17 protein-coding genes and 1 pseudogene are annotated in these 17,581 nt (G+C 38.0%); 15 read left to right on the top strand and 3 right to left on the bottom strand.

The genetic code is table 11. The features are described from left to right. Positions 1-599: pseudogene (locus H4J75_RS16405) on the bottom strand (transposase); the annotation flags it as partial. Between the two features lie 304 nt (positions 600-903). Between H4J75_RS16405 and H4J75_RS16410 the strand changes: the two are divergent. The 3 genes from H4J75_RS16410 to H4J75_RS16420 all read left to right on the top strand — a co-directional run bounded on the left by H4J75_RS16410 (position 904) and on the right by H4J75_RS16420 (position 3,385). Next, positions 904-1,368 (top strand): hypothetical protein, encoded by a 465-nt coding sequence (locus H4J75_RS16410; protein WP_182222722.1) that lies wholly within the window; start codon positions 904-906, stop codon positions 1,366-1,368. Between the two features lie 184 nt (positions 1,369-1,552). Next, positions 1,553-2,509 carry a hypothetical protein gene (locus H4J75_RS16415; RefSeq protein WP_182222723.1) on the top strand — a complete coding sequence of 319 codons (957 nt, stop codon included), beginning with the start codon at positions 1,553-1,555 and terminating at the stop codon, positions 2,507-2,509. Positions 2,510-2,608: 99 nt separating this feature from the next. Next, positions 2,609-3,385, top strand: coding sequence for a tetratricopeptide repeat protein (locus tag H4J75_RS16420; RefSeq protein ID WP_182222724.1), 777 nt, complete (start codon positions 2,609-2,611; stop codon positions 3,383-3,385). Positions 3,386-3,602: 217 nt separating this feature from the next. Here the strand turns inward: H4J75_RS16420 and H4J75_RS16425 are convergent, their stop codons facing one another. Further along, positions 3,603-4,496: a mechanosensitive ion channel family protein gene (locus H4J75_RS16425; protein WP_182222725.1), complete on the bottom strand. Its 894-nt coding sequence runs from the start codon at positions 4,494-4,496 to the stop codon at positions 3,603-3,605. A gap of 215 nt (positions 4,497-4,711) precedes the next feature. Here H4J75_RS16425 and H4J75_RS16430 point away from each other — a divergent pair, with 215 nt between their 5' ends. From H4J75_RS16430 to rpoS, 10 genes are all read left to right on the top strand, one after another. Then, entirely contained in the window at positions 4,712-5,329 is a 618-nt protein-coding gene (locus H4J75_RS16430; RefSeq protein ID WP_182222726.1) for a hypothetical protein, read from the top strand. Positions 5,330-5,441: 112 nt separating this feature from the next. Continuing rightward, positions 5,442-5,744, top strand: coding sequence for a cell division protein FtsB (gene ftsB, locus H4J75_RS16435; RefSeq protein WP_070374505.1), 303 nt, complete (start codon positions 5,442-5,444; stop codon positions 5,742-5,744). A 7-nt stretch (positions 5,745-5,751) separates the two neighbouring features. After that, complete coding sequence (ispD, locus tag H4J75_RS16440) at positions 5,752-6,510, top strand: 2-C-methyl-D-erythritol 4-phosphate cytidylyltransferase (protein ID WP_182222727.1); 759 nt, start codon at positions 5,752-5,754, stop codon at positions 6,508-6,510. Further along, positions 6,507-7,007, top strand: a complete 501-nt coding sequence (gene ispF / locus H4J75_RS16445) for a 2-C-methyl-D-erythritol 2,4-cyclodiphosphate synthase (protein WP_070374503.1) — start codon at positions 6,507-6,509, stop codon at positions 7,005-7,007. Before ispD ends, ispF begins: the two co-directional genes overlap by 4 nt. A 1-nt stretch (position 7,008) precedes the next feature. Continuing rightward, a complete protein-coding gene (gene truD / locus H4J75_RS16450; protein WP_182222728.1) occupies positions 7,009-8,043 on the top strand; it encodes a tRNA pseudouridine(13) synthase TruD in 1,035 nt (344 codons plus the stop codon). Next, a complete protein-coding gene (gene surE / locus H4J75_RS16455; protein ID WP_182222729.1) occupies positions 8,043-8,789 on the top strand; it encodes a 5'/3'-nucleotidase SurE in 747 nt (248 codons plus the stop codon). The genes truD and surE overlap by 1 nt, the downstream gene beginning before the upstream one ends. Positions 8,790-8,866: 77 nt before the next feature. Beyond that, positions 8,867-9,529 carry a protein-L-isoaspartate(D-aspartate) O-methyltransferase gene (locus H4J75_RS16460; RefSeq protein WP_070374500.1) on the top strand — a complete coding sequence of 221 codons (663 nt, stop codon included), beginning with the start codon at positions 8,867-8,869 and terminating at the stop codon, positions 9,527-9,529. A gap of 142 nt (positions 9,530-9,671) precedes the next feature. Next, on the top strand, positions 9,672-10,250 hold the full coding sequence (locus H4J75_RS16465; protein WP_182222730.1) for a YqaA family protein: 579 nt from the start codon (positions 9,672-9,674) through the stop codon (positions 10,248-10,250). A gap of 29 nt (positions 10,251-10,279) precedes the next feature. Next, positions 10,280-11,140 carry a peptidoglycan DD-metalloendopeptidase family protein gene (locus H4J75_RS16470; protein ID WP_220465347.1) on the top strand — a complete coding sequence of 287 codons (861 nt, stop codon included), beginning with the start codon at positions 10,280-10,282 and terminating at the stop codon, positions 11,138-11,140. An 86-nt stretch (positions 11,141-11,226) separates the two neighbouring features. Further along, positions 11,227-12,150: an RNA polymerase sigma factor RpoS gene (rpoS, locus tag H4J75_RS16475; RefSeq protein ID WP_182216949.1), complete on the top strand. Its 924-nt coding sequence runs from the start codon at positions 11,227-11,229 to the stop codon at positions 12,148-12,150. A 64-nt stretch (positions 12,151-12,214) separates the two neighbouring features. Here the strand turns inward: rpoS and mutS are convergent, their stop codons facing one another. Continuing rightward, positions 12,215-14,794 carry a DNA mismatch repair protein MutS gene (gene mutS, locus H4J75_RS16480; protein WP_182222742.1) on the bottom strand — a complete coding sequence of 860 codons (2,580 nt, stop codon included), beginning with the start codon at positions 14,792-14,794 and terminating at the stop codon, positions 12,215-12,217. A gap of 337 nt (positions 14,795-15,131) precedes the next feature. On the opposite strand from mutS, the gene recA reads away from it, so the two are divergent. Both recA and metA read left to right on the top strand, forming a co-directional pair. Continuing rightward, positions 15,132-16,169, top strand: coding sequence for a recombinase RecA (gene recA, locus H4J75_RS16485; RefSeq protein ID WP_182216951.1), 1,038 nt, complete (start codon positions 15,132-15,134; stop codon positions 16,167-16,169). 455 nt (positions 16,170-16,624) lie between these two features. Next, positions 16,625-17,572, top strand: coding sequence for a homoserine O-succinyltransferase (gene metA / locus H4J75_RS16490; RefSeq protein WP_182216953.1), 948 nt, complete (start codon positions 16,625-16,627; stop codon positions 17,570-17,572). The last annotated feature ends 9 nt before the right edge of the window (positions 17,573-17,581 follow it).

A 17,581-nucleotide genomic window follows, 5' to 3' on the forward strand; every position in this document is an offset into this window, starting at 1 on the left:
GCACGCACTGGATTTAAATCTACATAAGCCATACAAGCAAGTAATGCCCCTTCATCGAGTAGCGCTTGTGATTTAAAGCGTCCTTCCCAAAAGTGCCCCGTGCATTTATCTTCTTTATTGGCTTGTCGAGCAATAGGCTCGTTTAATGCCCGCATAAACCAACTGATATCGATTAAACGCTGTTTATAGACCTGTGCTGTTTCTTCAACCATTTCCATTTCGAATGGAGTTAATGTAGTTAATGTAGTTAATGTAGTTAATGATTGCTCTTGTTGAAATTGACGGGTCAACAGGGTGCCTTTAAACAACTTATGCCAACGGGACAGTACCTCTAGCGTCGTCCAGTTGTTAGCTTGTTCACTATCAACATGAAGGACTAAATGTAAGTGATTATTCATGACAGCATGAGCACATATATCAATAGCAAAGACCTGAGATAATTTAAAAATGCGCTGTTCAATCCAATGACGCCTGTGCTCATAACTGACACCGGTTTCTTTATCAACACCACATAAAAAGGCTTTGCGAACGGTTTGACTGCAAATATGATAATACGGCGTATCAGATAAACTGATTTGTTGTGAACGAGGCTTAGGCATAACAATCACCACACTTATAAGAGGGTAATTTAAGTGTAGTTTATTGTTGAAAAAACAAACAAGTTATTATGGGTGGCTTAATTAGCGGCATTATGAATAATGAAGATGGTTTTCAATTGCCAAAGCTTAGCTCCAGTGTGTTAGAGGCTTACTTTAAGTTAACTGCACTAATGAATAAAAATAAACCATACACCAATACAGGAGAAAATGACTGACCGCAGTTGGTACTGATTTGACGTTAATGCATTGAAAAGGTTAATGTCTATCTAGAGCGAATAGCGGAAGTAGAATAAAGTACCCATAAATGAAGCATATAAACCTCATTGAAGAATTAGATATTGAAAACTATGAAATTGTTAAAGGTGAAAAAGCCTTGAGAATAGCTCATGAGTGGCTTTCTATTTTTCATCCTGAGAAGACACCTTTTAAAGGTATTTTGCGCGGTAAAACTTATATGTGGGATTTGCTAAAGTGTGAACATGACAGAGAAGAAGCTTTAGATCTTTATAACACTCATAATTCACCTAAATATGTTGTGATGGAAGATTGCTTCGGTCATGACGAGCAAGTGGTTTACATTACTAGAAACAAGCCCGAAAATAACAGTAAGCTCTTAGATTTCCATATTTACCCAACAAATCTGGCGTGGAGCATGGCTTTTACGCATGAGGATGGTTGGATTGGTCCAAAGTTTATTAAGCACTCTCAATATGAAAAACTAAATCATAAAAACATAAAGGCTTTGAGGACTATTAGCCAATATAGTTAACTTCTGAATATGAGAGGTATCGTTTCTTATTTCAGATAACTGACTGTCTCTCAATGTCACTCTTGAGTAAATCAGTGATATATCGTAATGTAATCAAGGGCTCACCAACAGGTTAGAGCGATTAGCGGACTGTCGTACTCCATAATTATCATCATATATTTTCAGAGAATCAATAGAGTATAAAATGAAAAACATTTCACCAAAGCATGTTGGTATCTTATTAGGTGTTGCCTATGGAGTTATCATTAGAGTTATTTGGGAATTAGACCAGCTTAATGGTTTTGGCGGATTAGTTACCATTTCATTTATGTTTATAGTGCCATTTGTCATTGGCTTTATACGTATCTATTTCGAATATAAAGTTAAAGATGAACTAACAGCAGGAGAGATGACTGTAATAGCTTGGCAGCCTATATTTGTTTTCTTATTAGCAAGTATAGTAACTTTATTAGAAGGTAGTATTTGTGTATTAATTGCATTACCTGCATTTATGTTCTTTTCCAGTCTAGGAGGCTTAACAGCAGGTTACGGATTAAAACACTTCAAGAATAAGCCGGGTACTTTATCTTGTGTCGCATTAATTCCACTTATAATTGCTCCTGTTGAAATAAATTACCTCCAACTATCAAATGTTTATACTATTGAAAATACAATTATAATTGATGCATCACCTTCACATGTTTGGGGTGAACTTGGCAATGTTAACCATATAGATAAAGATGAATTACCATTTTCATTTACACAGTTAATGGGAGTCCCAGCCCCTGTTTCCGCAAAAATGTCAGGAGCTAATGTGGGTAGTGTTAGAACTAGTATTTGGGAGAAAAATGTGAAATTTAATGAAGTTATTACAGAATGGAGCATTAACGAGAAAATGTCATACCGTTTTGAAATAGACCCCGACACTATTCCTGATACTTCTTTAGATAAGCACGTCAAATTGGGTGGTGATTACTTCTCTCCTTTAACTGGGTTTTATAAAATAAACCATCTAGAAAATGGGAAGAGTGAATTAATTCTCTCTACAACCGTTCAGGATAATACTAACTTTGGTGTGTATTCTAGAATTTGGGGGGAATTTATTTTTAGGGATTTTCATACATCCTTATTAAAACTTATGAAAGCTAGAGCTGAAGTTTAATGTTTTTTACTTCCACTTCTTGCACTATTTTGACGTAAAAAACTGATATTGTTATGGTCTGTAAAGAATGAACAGCGGAAGTTAGGATATAAGGGAATTATGAAAGCTATATTATACGTCGCCATTTTATTATTAAGCATGGGTGCAGTATCAAAAGAAATAAAAGACCCAAGTCACTCTGATTTACTCATTACATATCAAAAATTAAAAGCTAAAGCTGTTGATGGTGATGTAGACAGCCAATATGAAATTTGGCATTTTGCCAAGAACAATCGGCCTAAATTAGATAATAGCCTTCGTGAAGCGTTTAGTTTTATAACTAAAGCAGGACAAGCAGGACATGCTGGAGCACAATTTACTATTGGTTCCATGTATCAAACAGGAACAATGCGGGAAAAGAATAGTGATGTTGCTCTTACTTGGCTTCTTGGAGCGGCTAATAGTGGTCATATAAAAGCGCAACTCCTTACGGCCAATAATTATGCAAATAGAGCTGTAGACGCGGATGATGATGCAGAAAAAAGTAAAAATGAAAAACTAGCTGTATATTGGTATGAACAATCAATTAAAGAGAATGATGTACTCGCTATTAGAGTTTATGGAATATTTCTCTTTGTGCTTGATACATTTTCAGAAAAATCAAAAAATCTTCTAGAACGAGCAGCTAAAGAGAATGATTCTTCTGCGATGTACTGGCTAGGTAAAATGTATGCTCATCGGTGGAGTGACAAAAGAGGGGATATTGAGTTTAATCTTGCTCATTCATGGCTTGAAAAAGCTAAAAAAAATGGGTATAAATCTCAAGAATTTATCGATGGATTGAATGAAATGAAAAAGAACTACCTAGAAAGAATAGCAAAAGAAAATAGCAAATAGCTCAGACATCCTACAGTCCCCTAATGGCTGCTTTTTTATTTCTGCATTAGGTCATGTTTGTGGCAAAATTTTCCATTGAGACTCAATCATCATTTGATGAGTGCTAGTTTCGAACATTATCCGCAGCTACAATTTTCCTCGAAAAAAAACCACTCAATGAGTGGTTTTTTTATGCGTTGAATTTATGGTGAAAAGTCAGACTTATTCAACCATTATACTAAGCTTGTGAGATTAAATGAACGTCGCGTTGTGGGAACGGGATCTCGATATTGTTTTCTTTCAGGGCTAAGTAAATTGCTTTGTAGGCTTTAAATTTAGCATCATAATAATTAGCCGTGGGCGTCCATAAGCGTATCGAAATATTGATAGAGCTGTCAGCAAACTCGCTAATACCAATTTGTGGTTCGCGTGATTCTCCAACGATATTGAGTTCATCTATCGTTTTTTCTAAAATAGTAACCACTTGTAATGGGTCTTCTTTATAGGCGATACCCACCGTTAACTCTAATAATGAGTCATGTTTGGAATTGTGTAATATCTCGCCAACAATATGTTTGTTCGGTATGGTGATCGCAACACTGTCTTGGTCATGAATTATGGTATAAGCCAGAAGAACTTCTTTGACTATGCCGGTAACACCGCGCACCGTTATGGTATCACCAACCACGAAGGGGCGAATAATAATAATATTAAAACCAGCAGCATAGTTAGCTAATAAACCTTGTAAGGCTAAACCTGCGCCAAGAGAAATGGCACCAATGGCAGCTATAAATGGCGTAACACTAATGCCTAATTTACTTAGCGAGATAACGGTTATCATAATGACGATAAGCATTTTGGTGGTACTGGCCAAAAACTGACTTAAGGTGATATCAAGTTTATGTTTTGTACATAGTCTCAATACAACATTGGATATTTTGCCTGCGACGATATAACCGAGCGCGAAAATGATGAAGGCGCCAATTAATTGGAAGGTATAATTAGCAAAAAAATCAACAATGATATTATAAATATAACTTACCTGATCTATTTCTTGTCGTAATAAATCGGTTGGCGCTAGAGAGAGTGTTTTTTCTACTACTGGGCTTTCACTTGCTACTTTTTCAAACATATATTTTCCATGAGTTTTCGGTGTTAGATTATGTGGAGTTCAATTAACAGCATAGCGCTATTGGTTAATGTTAAGGGCGATAAAGCTAATAATATGCATGGTAATAGCCATAAATAAAGACTATCGCTTTATTTTATCTTTTTCACCCAATAGGTTATGCTTAAACTTCAGGTTGAATTCTACCCAGTAACGTATTAAAAAGCACTCAATTATTCATGAATGAACAAACCTCAATATGGCAAAGGGACTATCAATCAGCTGATTTTGCTGAGCTTTGTAATGCGCTATATGAAAGAGAGTTGGGGCAGTTGAGTATAGATCCTCTTTTAACAGCCTCATTGATGCAGGGGCGATTAAAAAGCTTGCCTCATTATATCAAGCGTACGGCAAATTCCATGTTACAGGTGCAAACACCCCTAAAGCTTGATGTGCAAAATGCAACTTGGTCAGCTAAACAAGGTGTACAGATGCCATTAAATGGTCAAGACAGCGAGTCAGTAAAACAGTGGTATTTATCGGCAACGTTGCATCATGGCCTAGTGGTGCCTATTGCCAAAGATTCCACGATATTATTAGACTCTATTGACAGAATTGATCTTGAGCAACAGCGTTTTCGAACCAATCTTCATGGTTGGTTCTCTTTAACCGAGCTTGAACAAAACCAGGCAATAGGGCAGTTACTCAAACCGAATAAGAAAGTGATGACGGCAGCTTGTAGTGGCCATTGTTGGTTAAATGCCCATCGAGCAAACCCTTTAACACCGAGTTTGCGTGAGTTGTTATTATCTTGTGCCATTAACTGGCGTAACTTTAAGCAATCGTTAGCAATTTAATTTTTAAAAATTATAAATGCGTTAATAATGTTTACACCAGCAAACACCCATTTATAATGGCAACCGTACTGGTACTTCTCTGACTAAATTTTAGGCTTTACATTAGGTTTTTATGCGCGCTATAACCGTACTATTACTGGTTTTTTTGATGTTATTACAATACCGACTATGGTTCGGGAAAAACAGTGTGCCTGACTATCTAGCTTTGGAACAAGAAGTTCAACGTCAAGTAGCAGACAATGACAAGCTCAAACAACGTAATAAATTATTATATGCTGATACCGACGATTTGAAATCAGGCGTCGAAGCTATTGAAGAGCGCGCTCGAAATGAGTTAGGGATGATAAAAGAAAACGAAACATTCTTTCGTTTAATACCCTCTGAAAAAAACACCATGCAAATAGACCCGGAATAATAACGTTATGCTAATTAATCCAACAGAGCTCACTCAACAATTTATTGCTGTTGTCCCTGCCGCTGGTGCAGGTAAACGTATGCAGGCAAATTGCCCTAAGCAATATTTAACTATTGATAATAAAACGATTTTAGAACACACCATTGAACGCCTGTTAAGTCATCCGTCGATAAATAAAGTCATTATCGCGCTTAGTGCAAATGATGAATATTACCCACAAACTTCATTGATCAATAATGCTCAGGTTGAAACGGTTATTGGTGGCAAAGAACGAGTTGATTCAGTACTGGCTGGATTAACAGCGATTGACCCTGAGCACTATTCTTGGGTCTTGGTGCATGATGCCGCGAGACCTTGTGTTACTCATGATGATATTTCAACGTTAATTGCTCGTTGCCTAGCAAAAGAAGTGGGCGGATTATTAGCTGCACCGGTGCGAGACACCATGAAACGATCGGTTTTGAGTACGTTAAATGGTCAGCAAGTTTTATCAACGGTAGCGCGAGAGCATTTATGGCACGCGCTAACACCACAAATGTTTCCCGTGCGAGAATTAAAAGCAGCGATTATTAATGGCCTTAATCAAGGAGCTGAACTCACTGATGAATCATCAGCAATTGAACGGGCTAATTTACCTAGTCTGTTAGTTTCGGCAAGCAGTGAAAATATAAAAATTACTCATCCAGATGATCTCGCTTTAGCCGCTTTTTTCTTAGCTAAGCAAAAACAACAGCAACAAAAACCAACATTACAGGAAACACCATGAGAATAGGTCACGGCTTTGATGTACACAAATTTGGTGGCAAAGGCCCTATTGTTTTAGCCGGTGTAGAAATAGATTATCCGCAAGGCTTTATTGCTCACTCGGATGGTGATGTTGCTATCCACGCCTTGTGTGACGCAATATTGGGTGCGCTTTGCTTAGCCGATATTGGTAATCACTTTCCCGATACAGATGGTCAGTATGAAAATATCGATAGTCGAATTTTATTAAAGCATGTGGTCGGTTTAATGATTGAAAAAGGCTATCAACTCGGTAATGCCGATATCACTATCGTTGCACAAGCCCCTAAAATAGCACCACATTTATTGGCGATGCGTACTTGCTTAAGTGAAGACTTACAAGCAGAGCTAGATCAAGTTAATGTAAAAGCAACCACGACTGAAAAGTTAGGTTATGCAGGTCGTAAAGAAGGTGTGGCTGTTCACGCTGTGGTCTTACTGACAAAATCTTCTGCAGCCGTTATAGAGAATAATCAATAAAATGAGCAAGTCATTACAATATTTATATACCCAACCGAATGCAACTGGCCAACTTCGTAGTGAAATGTCTGATTTTAAGGTCTTTGAAAAATTACCTTTTGAACCTTGCGGCGAAGGTGAACATTTATTTATTCACCTGAGAAAAACTGGCGCCAATACGCTGGTTGTTGCCCGAGAGTTGGCTAAATACTTTAAGGTAAAAGAAGGCTTAGTATCTTATGCCGGCTTAAAAGACAGATTTGCTGTTACCGAGCAGTGGTTCGGTATTCACCTACCAGGCAAAGCGATTTATGATTTAAGTGACTTGGCCATTGAAGGTGTTGAAGTTCTTTCCCAACAACGTCATAACAAAAAATTACGCATCGGTGCGTTGTCAGGTAATCGCTTCGAATTAGTGTTACGTAATGTCAGTAATACCGATGATGTCTTACGCCGCTGGGCTGCGGTTAGCCAATTTGGTGTGCCTAACTACTTTGGTGAACAACGCTTTGGTATTAATGGCGGCAACCTTGAAAGAGCGTTGGAGTTATTTCAAGGTAAGAAAGTAAAAGATAAAAAGAAACGAGGCCTGTATTTATCGGCGGCTCGCTCAGAAATATTTAATCAAATAATCAGTACTCGTATTGAAAAAAATCAGTTTGAATCTTTACAAACGGGTGATGTTTTTATGTTAAGCGGTACACAGTCGGTATTTTTGGCTGATGAAATTGACGCAACCATTCGTCAACGCTTTCAAGAAAAAGATATCGACCTAACGGCTGTGCTGTGGGGCGCTGGCGAATTAATGTCGCAAGGTGAATCACAACAGCTAGAGCAGCAGGTTGCCGATGGTTACGCTGACTTTTGCCAAGGTTTAGCTAAGTTTGGTTTAAAGCAAGAACGACGTAGAATTAGGTTGTCGTTAACTGAAGGCAGTATAAAGTCGGTTGATGACACCATAACATTGAGCTTCTTTTTGCCTTCTGGTTGTTATGCAACCACCATTTTGCGTGAATTAATCAGTTATCAAGATATGACAGAGCGAGCGGTAAACTAATGAAAATATTACTCAGTAATGATGACGGTGTTCATGCTTTAGGCATTAAAGTTTTATACGACGAATTAGTAAAAATGGCTGAGGTAACGGTAGTCGCACCCGATAGAAACTGTAGTGGTGCCAGTAACTCTTTAACGCTAATGAACCCGCTACGCATTCAAACGTTAGACAATGGTTTCATTTCAGTAAACGGCACGCCAACCGATTCAGTTCATCTTGGTATCAGTCAGCTGGTTACACCTGATTTGGTTGTTGCCGGTATTAACTGTGGCGCAAACCTAGGCGATGATACTTTATATTCAGGTACGGTAGCGGCGGCAACAGAAGGGCGCCATATGGGAATGCCAGCAATCGCTGTTTCCTTGGTGGGTCAAAGTGAACAAAATTACCAAACAGCTGCCGTGGTTACGGCAAAATTTATTCAACGTTTACAATCTCATCCATTAGCCGTCGATCAAATTATCAATATTAATGTCCCTGATATTCCGCTTAGTGAATTAAAAGGTGTCAAGGTGACACGCTTGGGTAATCGTCATAAAGCAGAAATGATGGAAAAAACGCAAGACCCATGGCAACGTGATATATATTGGTACGGTCGATTAGGCCAAGAGCAAGACTGTGGCGAAGGTACAGACTTTCATGCTATTGCCAATGGTTATGCATCGATAACCCCGTTAACTGTTGATATGACCGCCCATGATAGTTTGGCATCGATCACTCGTTGGGTCGGCGACTTAATCATTTAAGTTACCGTTGAGTTATTGCTAAATTTTAGATAAATCACATGTTAATTTTAAAATAAAAAAAATAAAAAGAGCAGGTTATGAATGTAAGGGTAGGGAGCAATGTGAGCGGTAAATCACGTCGTAGCGGCGAGCTATTAGCGCAAAAATTATACGCAGAAGGGATACGTGATCAGCGGGTGTTGCAAGCGATTGCTCAATCACCTCGTCATATTTTTGTTCCTGAAATTTTAGCGCATAAAGCATACGACAATACGGCTTTGCCTATTGGGCAGGGACAAACTATTTCTCAACCTTATATAGTGGCAAAAATGTCAGAATTATTATTAGCGGACGGTGTCCCTGACAGCATTCTAGAAATAGGGACAGGGTCTGGTTATCAAACATCCATCCTTACACAATTGGTTGCTAAAGTTTTTTCGGTCGAGCGTATTAAGGCATTACAATGGCAGGCGAAACGTCGCTTACAATCAATAGATTTAAATAACGTCTCAATGAAGCACGGTGATGGCTGGCAAGGGTGGAGTAGTAAGTCTCCCTTTCAAGCGATTATTGTTACTGCAGCGCCAACCGAAGTGCCTAAGGCATTACTGGAACAGTTAGCTGATGGTGGGCGCTTAGTGATACCTGTTGGCACAGATACGCAAATACTAAAAGTTATTACTCGTCATGGCGATGAGTATAAAGAACAACAAGTTGAAATGGTTAAATTTGTACCGCTTGTACCCGGCGCGTTAATTTAATTTTTCATCGCTTGATATAAAAAGTTGTGCCAGTACGTTACTGCCATAGCCCTAGATTAGCTGCAGAGTATTGTGGTCTTTGCATAAATAAACTAAACAATATTACTCACTCTTTATTATCTGAAAAAAAGGTATGATTTAATTGAAAATTTTTTCAAAAATGTATGAATGGACACTTCGTTTTGCTGAACATAAATTTGCGCCAAGAATGTTGGCACTATTAACTTTTGCTGAATCTATATTTTTCCCTATTCCCCCTGATGTGCTTCTAGCACCCATGGTGCTGGCTAAACCACACAAAGCATGGTCTTACGCCACATTAACAACGATAGCTTCAATTTTGGGAGGCTCTGTTGGTTATTTACTCGGTTATTATATGTTTGAACCTTGGATACAACCGGCAATTACCGCTATGGGTAAGCAAGACGCTTTTGACGCCGTTGTGCTGTGGTTTCAGCAGTGGGGTGTTTGGGTCGTCTTTATTGCTGGATTTTCACCGATCCCTTATAAATTATTCACAGTCAGTGCTGGCTTCTTACATATGGCTTTTCTGCCGTTTTTAATTGCTTCAGCAATTGGTCGTGGAATGCGATTTTTCTTGGTTGCCGGTATTATTCGCTGGGGAGGGGCCGCCATGGAACAAAAGATAAGACAATGGGTAGATATACTGGGTTGGCTAATTGTTGCGCTTATTGTTGTGGCCTATTTTGTTTTACGTTAAATGAATACAGACAACGCTAGGATGGTTTTTTGATTTTAAATCGTGAAAATTATGCTCTATTAAGCACTAAAAAAATCACTTATGTGGTTTTTTTAGTGCTTAGTTTGTCTGTGGTAAGTTGTTCTTCTAACCATAAACCGGCCCCCGTTGTTGATGTTCAAGGCTCAGTTCCATTAAGTAAGCGTGTTAAAAATAGCTTAAAAGGTCGCGAGTACATCGTTAAAAAAGGTGAAACCTTATATTCTATTGCTTGGCGAGCTAATGTTGATATTAGTAGCTTAGCCACTTTTAATAATCTGGTATCTCCTTACAAAATATTCCCTGGACAAAAATTATTTTTAGTTAAAAATTCGAGCCAAGCCACTAGTAATATAGCGCGCAATGAAAAGCCGAAAAGTAACATACCAACAAGGGTAAAAAAACCTGTTGCATCAAATAAAAAGCAGGCGTATGGTAAAAATGTAAGAGGGCAAAAAGTAAACAATAAAACCTCTGCAAATGGCACAAGTTTTTCTCAAAAAATAAGAAATTGGTTGTGGCCTGCTCAAGGAAAAGTTATTGAAGGTTTTTCTACAGCAAAACAAGGTAACAAAGGAATAAACATCGCAGGTATACGTGGTGACTCGATTAAATCGACAGCTGATGGCGTGGTGGTTTATGCCGGAGATGCTTTACGAGGATACGGTCAGCTAATTATTGTTAAACATAATGATGATTACCTTAGTGCTTATGCTCATAACGATAGTATCTTAGTGAAAGAACAACAGTCGGTAAAAGCGGGTCAGGTTATAGCGAAAATGGGTGATACAGACGCTGAAAGAGTCATGCTTCATTTTGAAGTTCGCTTTCGCGGTAAATCAGTAAACCCTATGAAGTACCTGTCTAAATAACAACAAATAATAATAATAATAAATTGGAGTTAGTGTGCATATTTAATCATTGATAGTTGGCTTTGCTAAATCTTGGGAGATACAGCATGAGTATAGAAAAAGAATTGGTAAGTACTAGTGTAGATAAAAAAGAATCAACTAGATCATCATCTAAAGATAGAGAAGATGTACCATCGAATTTAGACGCCACTCAATTGTATTTAAGCGAAATTGGATTTTCTCCATTACTTAGCGCTGAAGAAGAAGTGTACTTTTCTCGCCTTGCCCTTAAAGGTGATGAACCCTCAAGAAAACGCATGATCGAAAGTAATCTGCGTTTAGTTGTTAAAATTTCCCGTCGTTATAATAATCGTGGTTTACCCTTACTTGACCTTATTGAAGAAGGTAACTTAGGTTTGATCCGCGCAGTAGAAAAATTTGATCCCGAACGTGGATTTCGTTTTTCAACTTATGCAACATGGTGGATACGTCAAACGATTGAACGTGCCATTATGAATCAAACACGCACTATTCGTCTCCCTATCCATGTCGTTAAAGAACTCAATATTTATTTACGCACTTCGCGTGAATTAGTACAAAAGCTTGATCACGAACCTACCGCAGAAGATATTGCTGAAGCGCTTGATGTGCCAGTCGCTAATGTCACTAAAATGCTGCGTCTAAATGAACGTATGACCTCAGTCGATTCACCCTTCGGTGGTGAAAACGATAAAGTATTACTTGATGTTATCCCGGATGATAAAAGTGGTGGTCCAGAAGGTAGCTTGCAAACATCCGACATTAAAAATAATATTATTCACTGGTTAAACGAACTTAACTCTAAGCAACGTGAAGTACTTGCCCGTCGTTTTGGCTTATTAGGATATGAAGCGGCAACATTAGAAGATGTTGGCGTAGAAATTGGTTTAACACGTGAACGTGTTCGTCAAATTCAAGTTGAGGCGCTTAAGCGTTTACGCGATATTTTAAGTCAACAAGACTTATCGATTGAAGCCTTGTTTCAAGCGTAGATATTTTAGCTTCGATAAAACAAAAAACCAGCAATTGCTGGTTTTTTTTATTTAATATTAAGGGCTACATTTTACTTTTAAACTCAAATAATAAATCTAATGCTTGTTTGGGGGTTAAATCGTTTACATCAATTGATGACAATGACTCGAGTACGGGGTGAGTGTTATCAATAAATGAAAGTTGCTCAAAGGGTTGTTGTTCGACATTGATAACAGAAGGAGCCTGTTGTCTTTCCAGTTCAGCCAAGCGTTGTTTAGCCCGTTGAATAACGGTCTTAGGCACACCGGCAAGTTGTGCAACCTGTAAGCCAAAACTCTTACTTGCAGCGCCTTCTTGAACGGTATGCATAAAGACGATGGTATCACCATGCTCAACCGCATCTAAATGAACATTAACCAAGCTTGGTATCTGATCGGCTAACAGGGTTAGCTCAAAATAATGACTAGCGAATAAAGTAAAGGCTTTAGTTTTAATCGCCAGCATTTCAGCGCAAGCCCAAGCAAGAGATAAACCGTCATAAGTACTGGTTCCTCTGCCTATTTCATCAAGTAACACTAAACTTTTTTCTGTTGCATTATGGAGAATGTTTGCGGTTTCTGTCATTTCAACCATAAAGGTTGAACGACCACTCGCTAGGTCGTCAGAAGCGCCAATACGGGTAAATATTCGATCAACCAAACTAATGTTTGCCGCATCAGCAGGGACATAGCAACCAATATGAGCCAATAAAACAATGAGCGCTGTTTGACGCATATAGGTTGATTTACCGCCCATATTAGGACCGGTAATGATCAACATCTTACGTTCATTATTTAAGGTAACTGGATTAGCAATAAAGGGCTCACTAGTCATTAACTCAACGACAGGATGACGACCGGCTTTAATCTCAATACCGTCATTTTGGCTTAGACTTGGTTTAACATAATTTAGGCTTTCTGCGCGTTCTGCAAAGGTATTTAAAACGTCTAGTTCTGCGACAGCTTGAGCAAGTAATTGCAGTTTTTCTAAATCAGGTAACACTAAATCGAACAATTCATCATATAAACGTTTTTCTAAGGCGAGAAACTTACTCTGTGCGCTAAGCACTTTTTCTTCATGTTGTTTTAGTTCATTAGTAATAAAACGTTCGTTATTTTTTAAGGTTTGTCGGCGAATATAATCATCAGGTACATCGTTCGCGGCAGTACGACTCATTTCAATAAAGAAGCCATGAACCCTGTTATAGCCTACTTTTAAGGAACTAATACCGGTACGTTCTTTTTCACGCGCTTCGAGTTGGGCAAGAAATTCAGTTGCTCCATCACTTAAGTCACGTAAGACATCAAGTTCTTCATGATAGCCTTTGGCAATAACGCCACCATCACGGATAAGAACGGGTGGGTTTTCAACTAAAGCATGCTGTAATAAGTCATGTAAGTCGGGTATTGGAAAGCTTTTTGACGCTAATTCAGTGATATGTGCTTGCTGACAAGTTTGTAAATGTTGCTGAAGTTCAGGCAATTGACTTAAAGCATTACGTAAACGAGCAAAATCTCTTGGACGCGCAGAACGTAAGGCAATGCGAGAAACAATACGCTCAATATCACCAAAAGATTTAAGTTGGCTAAATAATTCAGTCGTTAAATCTTGTGACAATAGTTCACTAATTGCATTTTGACGTGCAGTTAATATGTTTAAATCACGTAAAGGAAAATGTAACCAACGTTTTAGTAATCTAGAACCCATTGGTGTCGCTGACTTGTCTAATACCGATGCTAGGGTATTTTCAAAGCCACCTTGTAAGTTTTGCGTGAGTTCTAAATTACGACGAGTTGCCGCATCTAAAATGACACCAGAAGCAGAAGACTCACAAATAATGGCTCGAATGTGAGGAAGCGCACTGCGTTGACATTCTTTTACATATTGAAATAAACAACCAGCGGCCATTAAGCCTAATGATTTATCACCAACACCAAAGCCAGAAAGTTCTTTAGTGCCAAATTGTGTATTTAGTAAATTAGTAGCTGTGTCTAAATCAAACTCCCATTCAGGTCTTCTTCTTAATCCTTGATAGCCTTTTAGTAACTCTGGCGCTGAGAACGATTCACTGTAGAGTAATTCAGCAGGAGATAAACGCTGTAGTTCAGCTTGTAACTGTTCAATGGTATTTGGCTCAGTCAGTACAAAGCGACCACTGGTCATATCAAGATAAGACAGCCCAAAGCGTTGCGATGACTTATTATTACCTTCACTTACCGCAACAATTAGGTTGTCATGCTTATCAAGTAATAATGCTTCATCACTCACCGTACCTGGGGTAATAACTCTAACAACTTTACGTTCAACAGGGCCTTTGCTGGTTGCTGGGTCACCAATTTGTTCACAAATGGCAACAGATTCACCCAATTGTACTAATTTTGCTAGATAATTTTCCACCGCATGATAGGGAACGCCCGCCATAGGTATTGCATTACCCCCTGTCTTGCCGCGAGCGGTTAATGAAATATCGAGCAAATCAGATGCTTTTTTCGCATCATCAAAAAATAACTCGTAAAAGTCACCCATGCGATAAAAAATTAAAATATGAGGGAACTCAGCTTTAATGGTTAAGTACTGGCGCATCATAGGGGTGTGTGAGGATAAGTCTAAGTTTGCTGTCGTCATTTCTATGCGGTAACTCATAAGTTCAATGAAAGAGTAAGGTGGCAATTATGTCATAACTGGCAAATTTAGACTCTATTTATTTAACTAAAGTTTTTACTGAATACGATAATGTTTATGCAATTATTTTACCGTGATAATATAAATAGTAACTTTTTGTCGGGTAATGGCTAAAAGTTACTGTAGCTGTTTATTCTCATTTTTATCAATAACTTAAAAGTCTCCTTATTTTACTTTTTATAATATAATTAAAATAGTTGTAAAAAAGCTTGATACTGTACGGTCATACAGTATACTTGCTTCATCAAAACGAAATCTTAGCAACATCGGCGGAACAAACATGAAAGATGATAAAGAAAAAGCATTAGCAGCAGCATTAAGTCAAATTGAAAGACAATTTGGTAAAGGCTCAATTATGAAGCTTGGTGATAATAACACCATGGATGTTGAAACCATTTCTACAGGTTCATTGGCGCTTGATGTTGCACTCGGTGCGGGTGGTTTGCCACTTGGGCGTGTTGTTGAAATTTATGGTCCTGAATCAAGTGGTAAAACTACGTTAACGCTTGAAGTTATTGCTGAAGCTCAGCGTAACGGTAAGGTTTGTGCCTTTGTTGATGCTGAGCATGCACTTGACCCTATTTATGCTGAAAAGTTAGGTGTTAACATTAACGAATTACTTGTTTCTCAGCCTGATACCGGTGAGCAAGCATTGGAAATTTGTGACATGCTAACGCGTTCAGGTGCTATAGACGTTATTGTTGTCGATTCTGTTGCTGCCCTTACACCAAAAGCAGAAATTGAAGGCGATATGGGTGACTCTCATATGGGATTACAAGCCCGTATGCTTTCACAAGCAATGCGTAAGTTGACAGGTAACTTGAAAAAATCAAATACCATGATTATTTTCATTAACCAAATTCGTATGAAAATTGGTGTAATGTTTGGTTCTCCTGAAACCACAACGGGTGGTAATGCACTTAAGTTTTATGCTTCTGTTCGTTTAGATATTCGACGTATCGGTGCTGTAAAAGCAGGCGACGAAATTATTGGTAACGAAACTCGCGTAAAAGTGGTTAAAAACAAAATAGCGCCTCCTTTTAAACAAGCAGAATTTCAGATTTTATATGGCGAAGGTATTAACAGCTTAGGTGAATTAATTGATTTAGGCGTTTTGCATAACATGGTTGAAAAAGCCGGTTCTTGGTATAGCTACAATGGCGATCGTATTGGCCAAGGTAAAGCAAATGCGGCTAAATCTTTAGCAGAAAAACCTGAAATGGCAAAAGAACTTGATAAGCGTTTACGCGACTTACTGTTAATTAAAAGTGTAAGAGCAAGTGAAAAACCAGCTAAAGAAGAAGAAGCTGTAGAATAAACATTACACATTAAACATAAAAGTTTAAACAATTATTAAGCCACTGTATTTACAGTGGCTTTTTTATATCTAATTAATGACTTTGCTCTCTTATGCCATCGTTCTTTAATAGGCTGATATAGTGTTTTACCTAAGCATCTTTACTGCCCGAATACCTCCCCGTTTTTCTACGTAGCACTCTATTAGGTTAGTTCCACCAATATTTACTCGCTAGGGTTATAGATGACAAATAATATTAACGTAAAAAACATTATAGACGTCTATACGTTTAGATGTTGACATAGCTAAAAATACACGTACCATAAAATGATAATATTTATATATCCGTTATCATTCGTAGTGCTTGAGTTAGTCGAAACCTGTATGTTGATTGGTAGCCATAATATAAGTTAATAAATGAAAGTAGAGAACGAAGTGTTCATGCTTGTTTGACATTATTTGATTAGGTAAACGCTATGCCCATTAAAATTCCAGATTTATTACCTGCTTTGTCTATTTTAGGTGAAGAAAATATTTTTGTAATGTCTGAGCGTAGAGCGGCAAGTCAAGAAATTCGCCCAATGAAAGTCGCTATTCTCAATCTAATGCCTAATAAAATTGAAACAGAAGTTCAAATATTACGGGTATTGTCTAATACACCTTTACAAATAAATGTCGATTTTGTACGTATTCACGCCAATGAATCCAAACATACGCCGAAAGAGCACTTAGATAATTTTTACCGTCTCTTTGATGACATTAAAAATACTCAATACGATGGCTTAATTATAACCGGTGCACCATTGGCGTTAATGGAATACGAGAAAGTAACCTTCTGGGATAAAATTTGTGAAATATTTGATTGGGCTGAAGAAAATGTCACCTCAACAATGTTTTCTTGTTGGGCTGCTCATGCCGCTCTATATCATCACTATGGATTGCGACGACATTTAAGAAAAGAAAAATTATCTGGTGTTTTTCAGCATAGCCCCATCGACCAAAAAGAACAGCTTACCCGCGGCTTTGAAGAATTTTTTAATGTCCCACACTCACGATTTGGATATATTGATAAGTCTGATTACCTGTCAATTCCTGAATTAAAGATTATTGCTGAATCTCCACAAGCAGGCGTTTATGTGGTCGCGAGCAAAAATAAACAACAAGTCTATTTAACCGGACATCCAGAATATGACTCAACCACGCTAGATGAAGAGTTTCAACGTGATCTTAAGGCTGATGTTAATGCAGTTATGCCCAATAATTATTATATTGATGATGACATAACAAAAGTGCCACACAGTTCATGGCGTAGTCATGCCAGTTTATTATTTACTAATTGGTTAAACTATTATGTTTATCAGATCACACCGTACAAGCTAGATGCAACAAATATTAAAGCAATACACCCAGACGCAGAAATATAAACAGTGTCG

Origin of the sequence: Colwellia sp. BRX10-1, from assembly GCF_014077545.1 — a bacterium.
GTDB lineage: Bacteria > Pseudomonadota > Gammaproteobacteria > Enterobacterales > Alteromonadaceae > Colwellia_A.

Coding starts and splice junctions, on each gene's coding strand:
- H4J75_RS16410 (WP_182222722.1), top strand. CDS start 904: ATGAAGCATATAAACCTCATTGAAGAATTAGATATTGAAAACTATGAA.
- H4J75_RS16415 (WP_182222723.1), top strand. CDS start 1,553: ATGAAAAACATTTCACCAAAGCATGTTGGTATCTTATTAGGTGTTGCC.
- H4J75_RS16420 (WP_182222724.1), top strand. CDS start 2,609: ATGAAAGCTATATTATACGTCGCCATTTTATTATTAAGCATGGGTGCA.
- H4J75_RS16425 (WP_182222725.1), bottom strand. CDS start 4,496: ATGTTTGAAAAAGTAGCAAGTGAAAGCCCAGTAGTAGAAAAAACACTC.
- H4J75_RS16430 (WP_182222726.1), top strand. CDS start 4,712: ATGAATGAACAAACCTCAATATGGCAAAGGGACTATCAATCAGCTGAT.
- ftsB (WP_070374505.1), top strand. CDS start 5,442: ATGCGCGCTATAACCGTACTATTACTGGTTTTTTTGATGTTATTACAA.
- ispD (WP_182222727.1), top strand. CDS start 5,752: ATGCTAATTAATCCAACAGAGCTCACTCAACAATTTATTGCTGTTGTC.
- ispF (WP_070374503.1), top strand. CDS start 6,507: ATGAGAATAGGTCACGGCTTTGATGTACACAAATTTGGTGGCAAAGGC.
- truD (WP_182222728.1), top strand. CDS start 7,009: ATGAGCAAGTCATTACAATATTTATATACCCAACCGAATGCAACTGGC.
- surE (WP_182222729.1), top strand. CDS start 8,043: ATGAAAATATTACTCAGTAATGATGACGGTGTTCATGCTTTAGGCATT.
- H4J75_RS16460 (WP_070374500.1), top strand. CDS start 8,867: ATGAATGTAAGGGTAGGGAGCAATGTGAGCGGTAAATCACGTCGTAGC.
- rpoS (WP_182216949.1), top strand. CDS start 11,227: ATGAGTATAGAAAAAGAATTGGTAAGTACTAGTGTAGATAAAAAAGAA.
- mutS (WP_182222742.1), bottom strand. CDS start 14,794: ATGACGACAGCAAACTTAGACTTATCCTCACACACCCCTATGATGCGC.
- recA (WP_182216951.1), top strand. CDS start 15,132: ATGAAAGATGATAAAGAAAAAGCATTAGCAGCAGCATTAAGTCAAATT.
- metA (WP_182216953.1), top strand. CDS start 16,625: ATGCCCATTAAAATTCCAGATTTATTACCTGCTTTGTCTATTTTAGGT.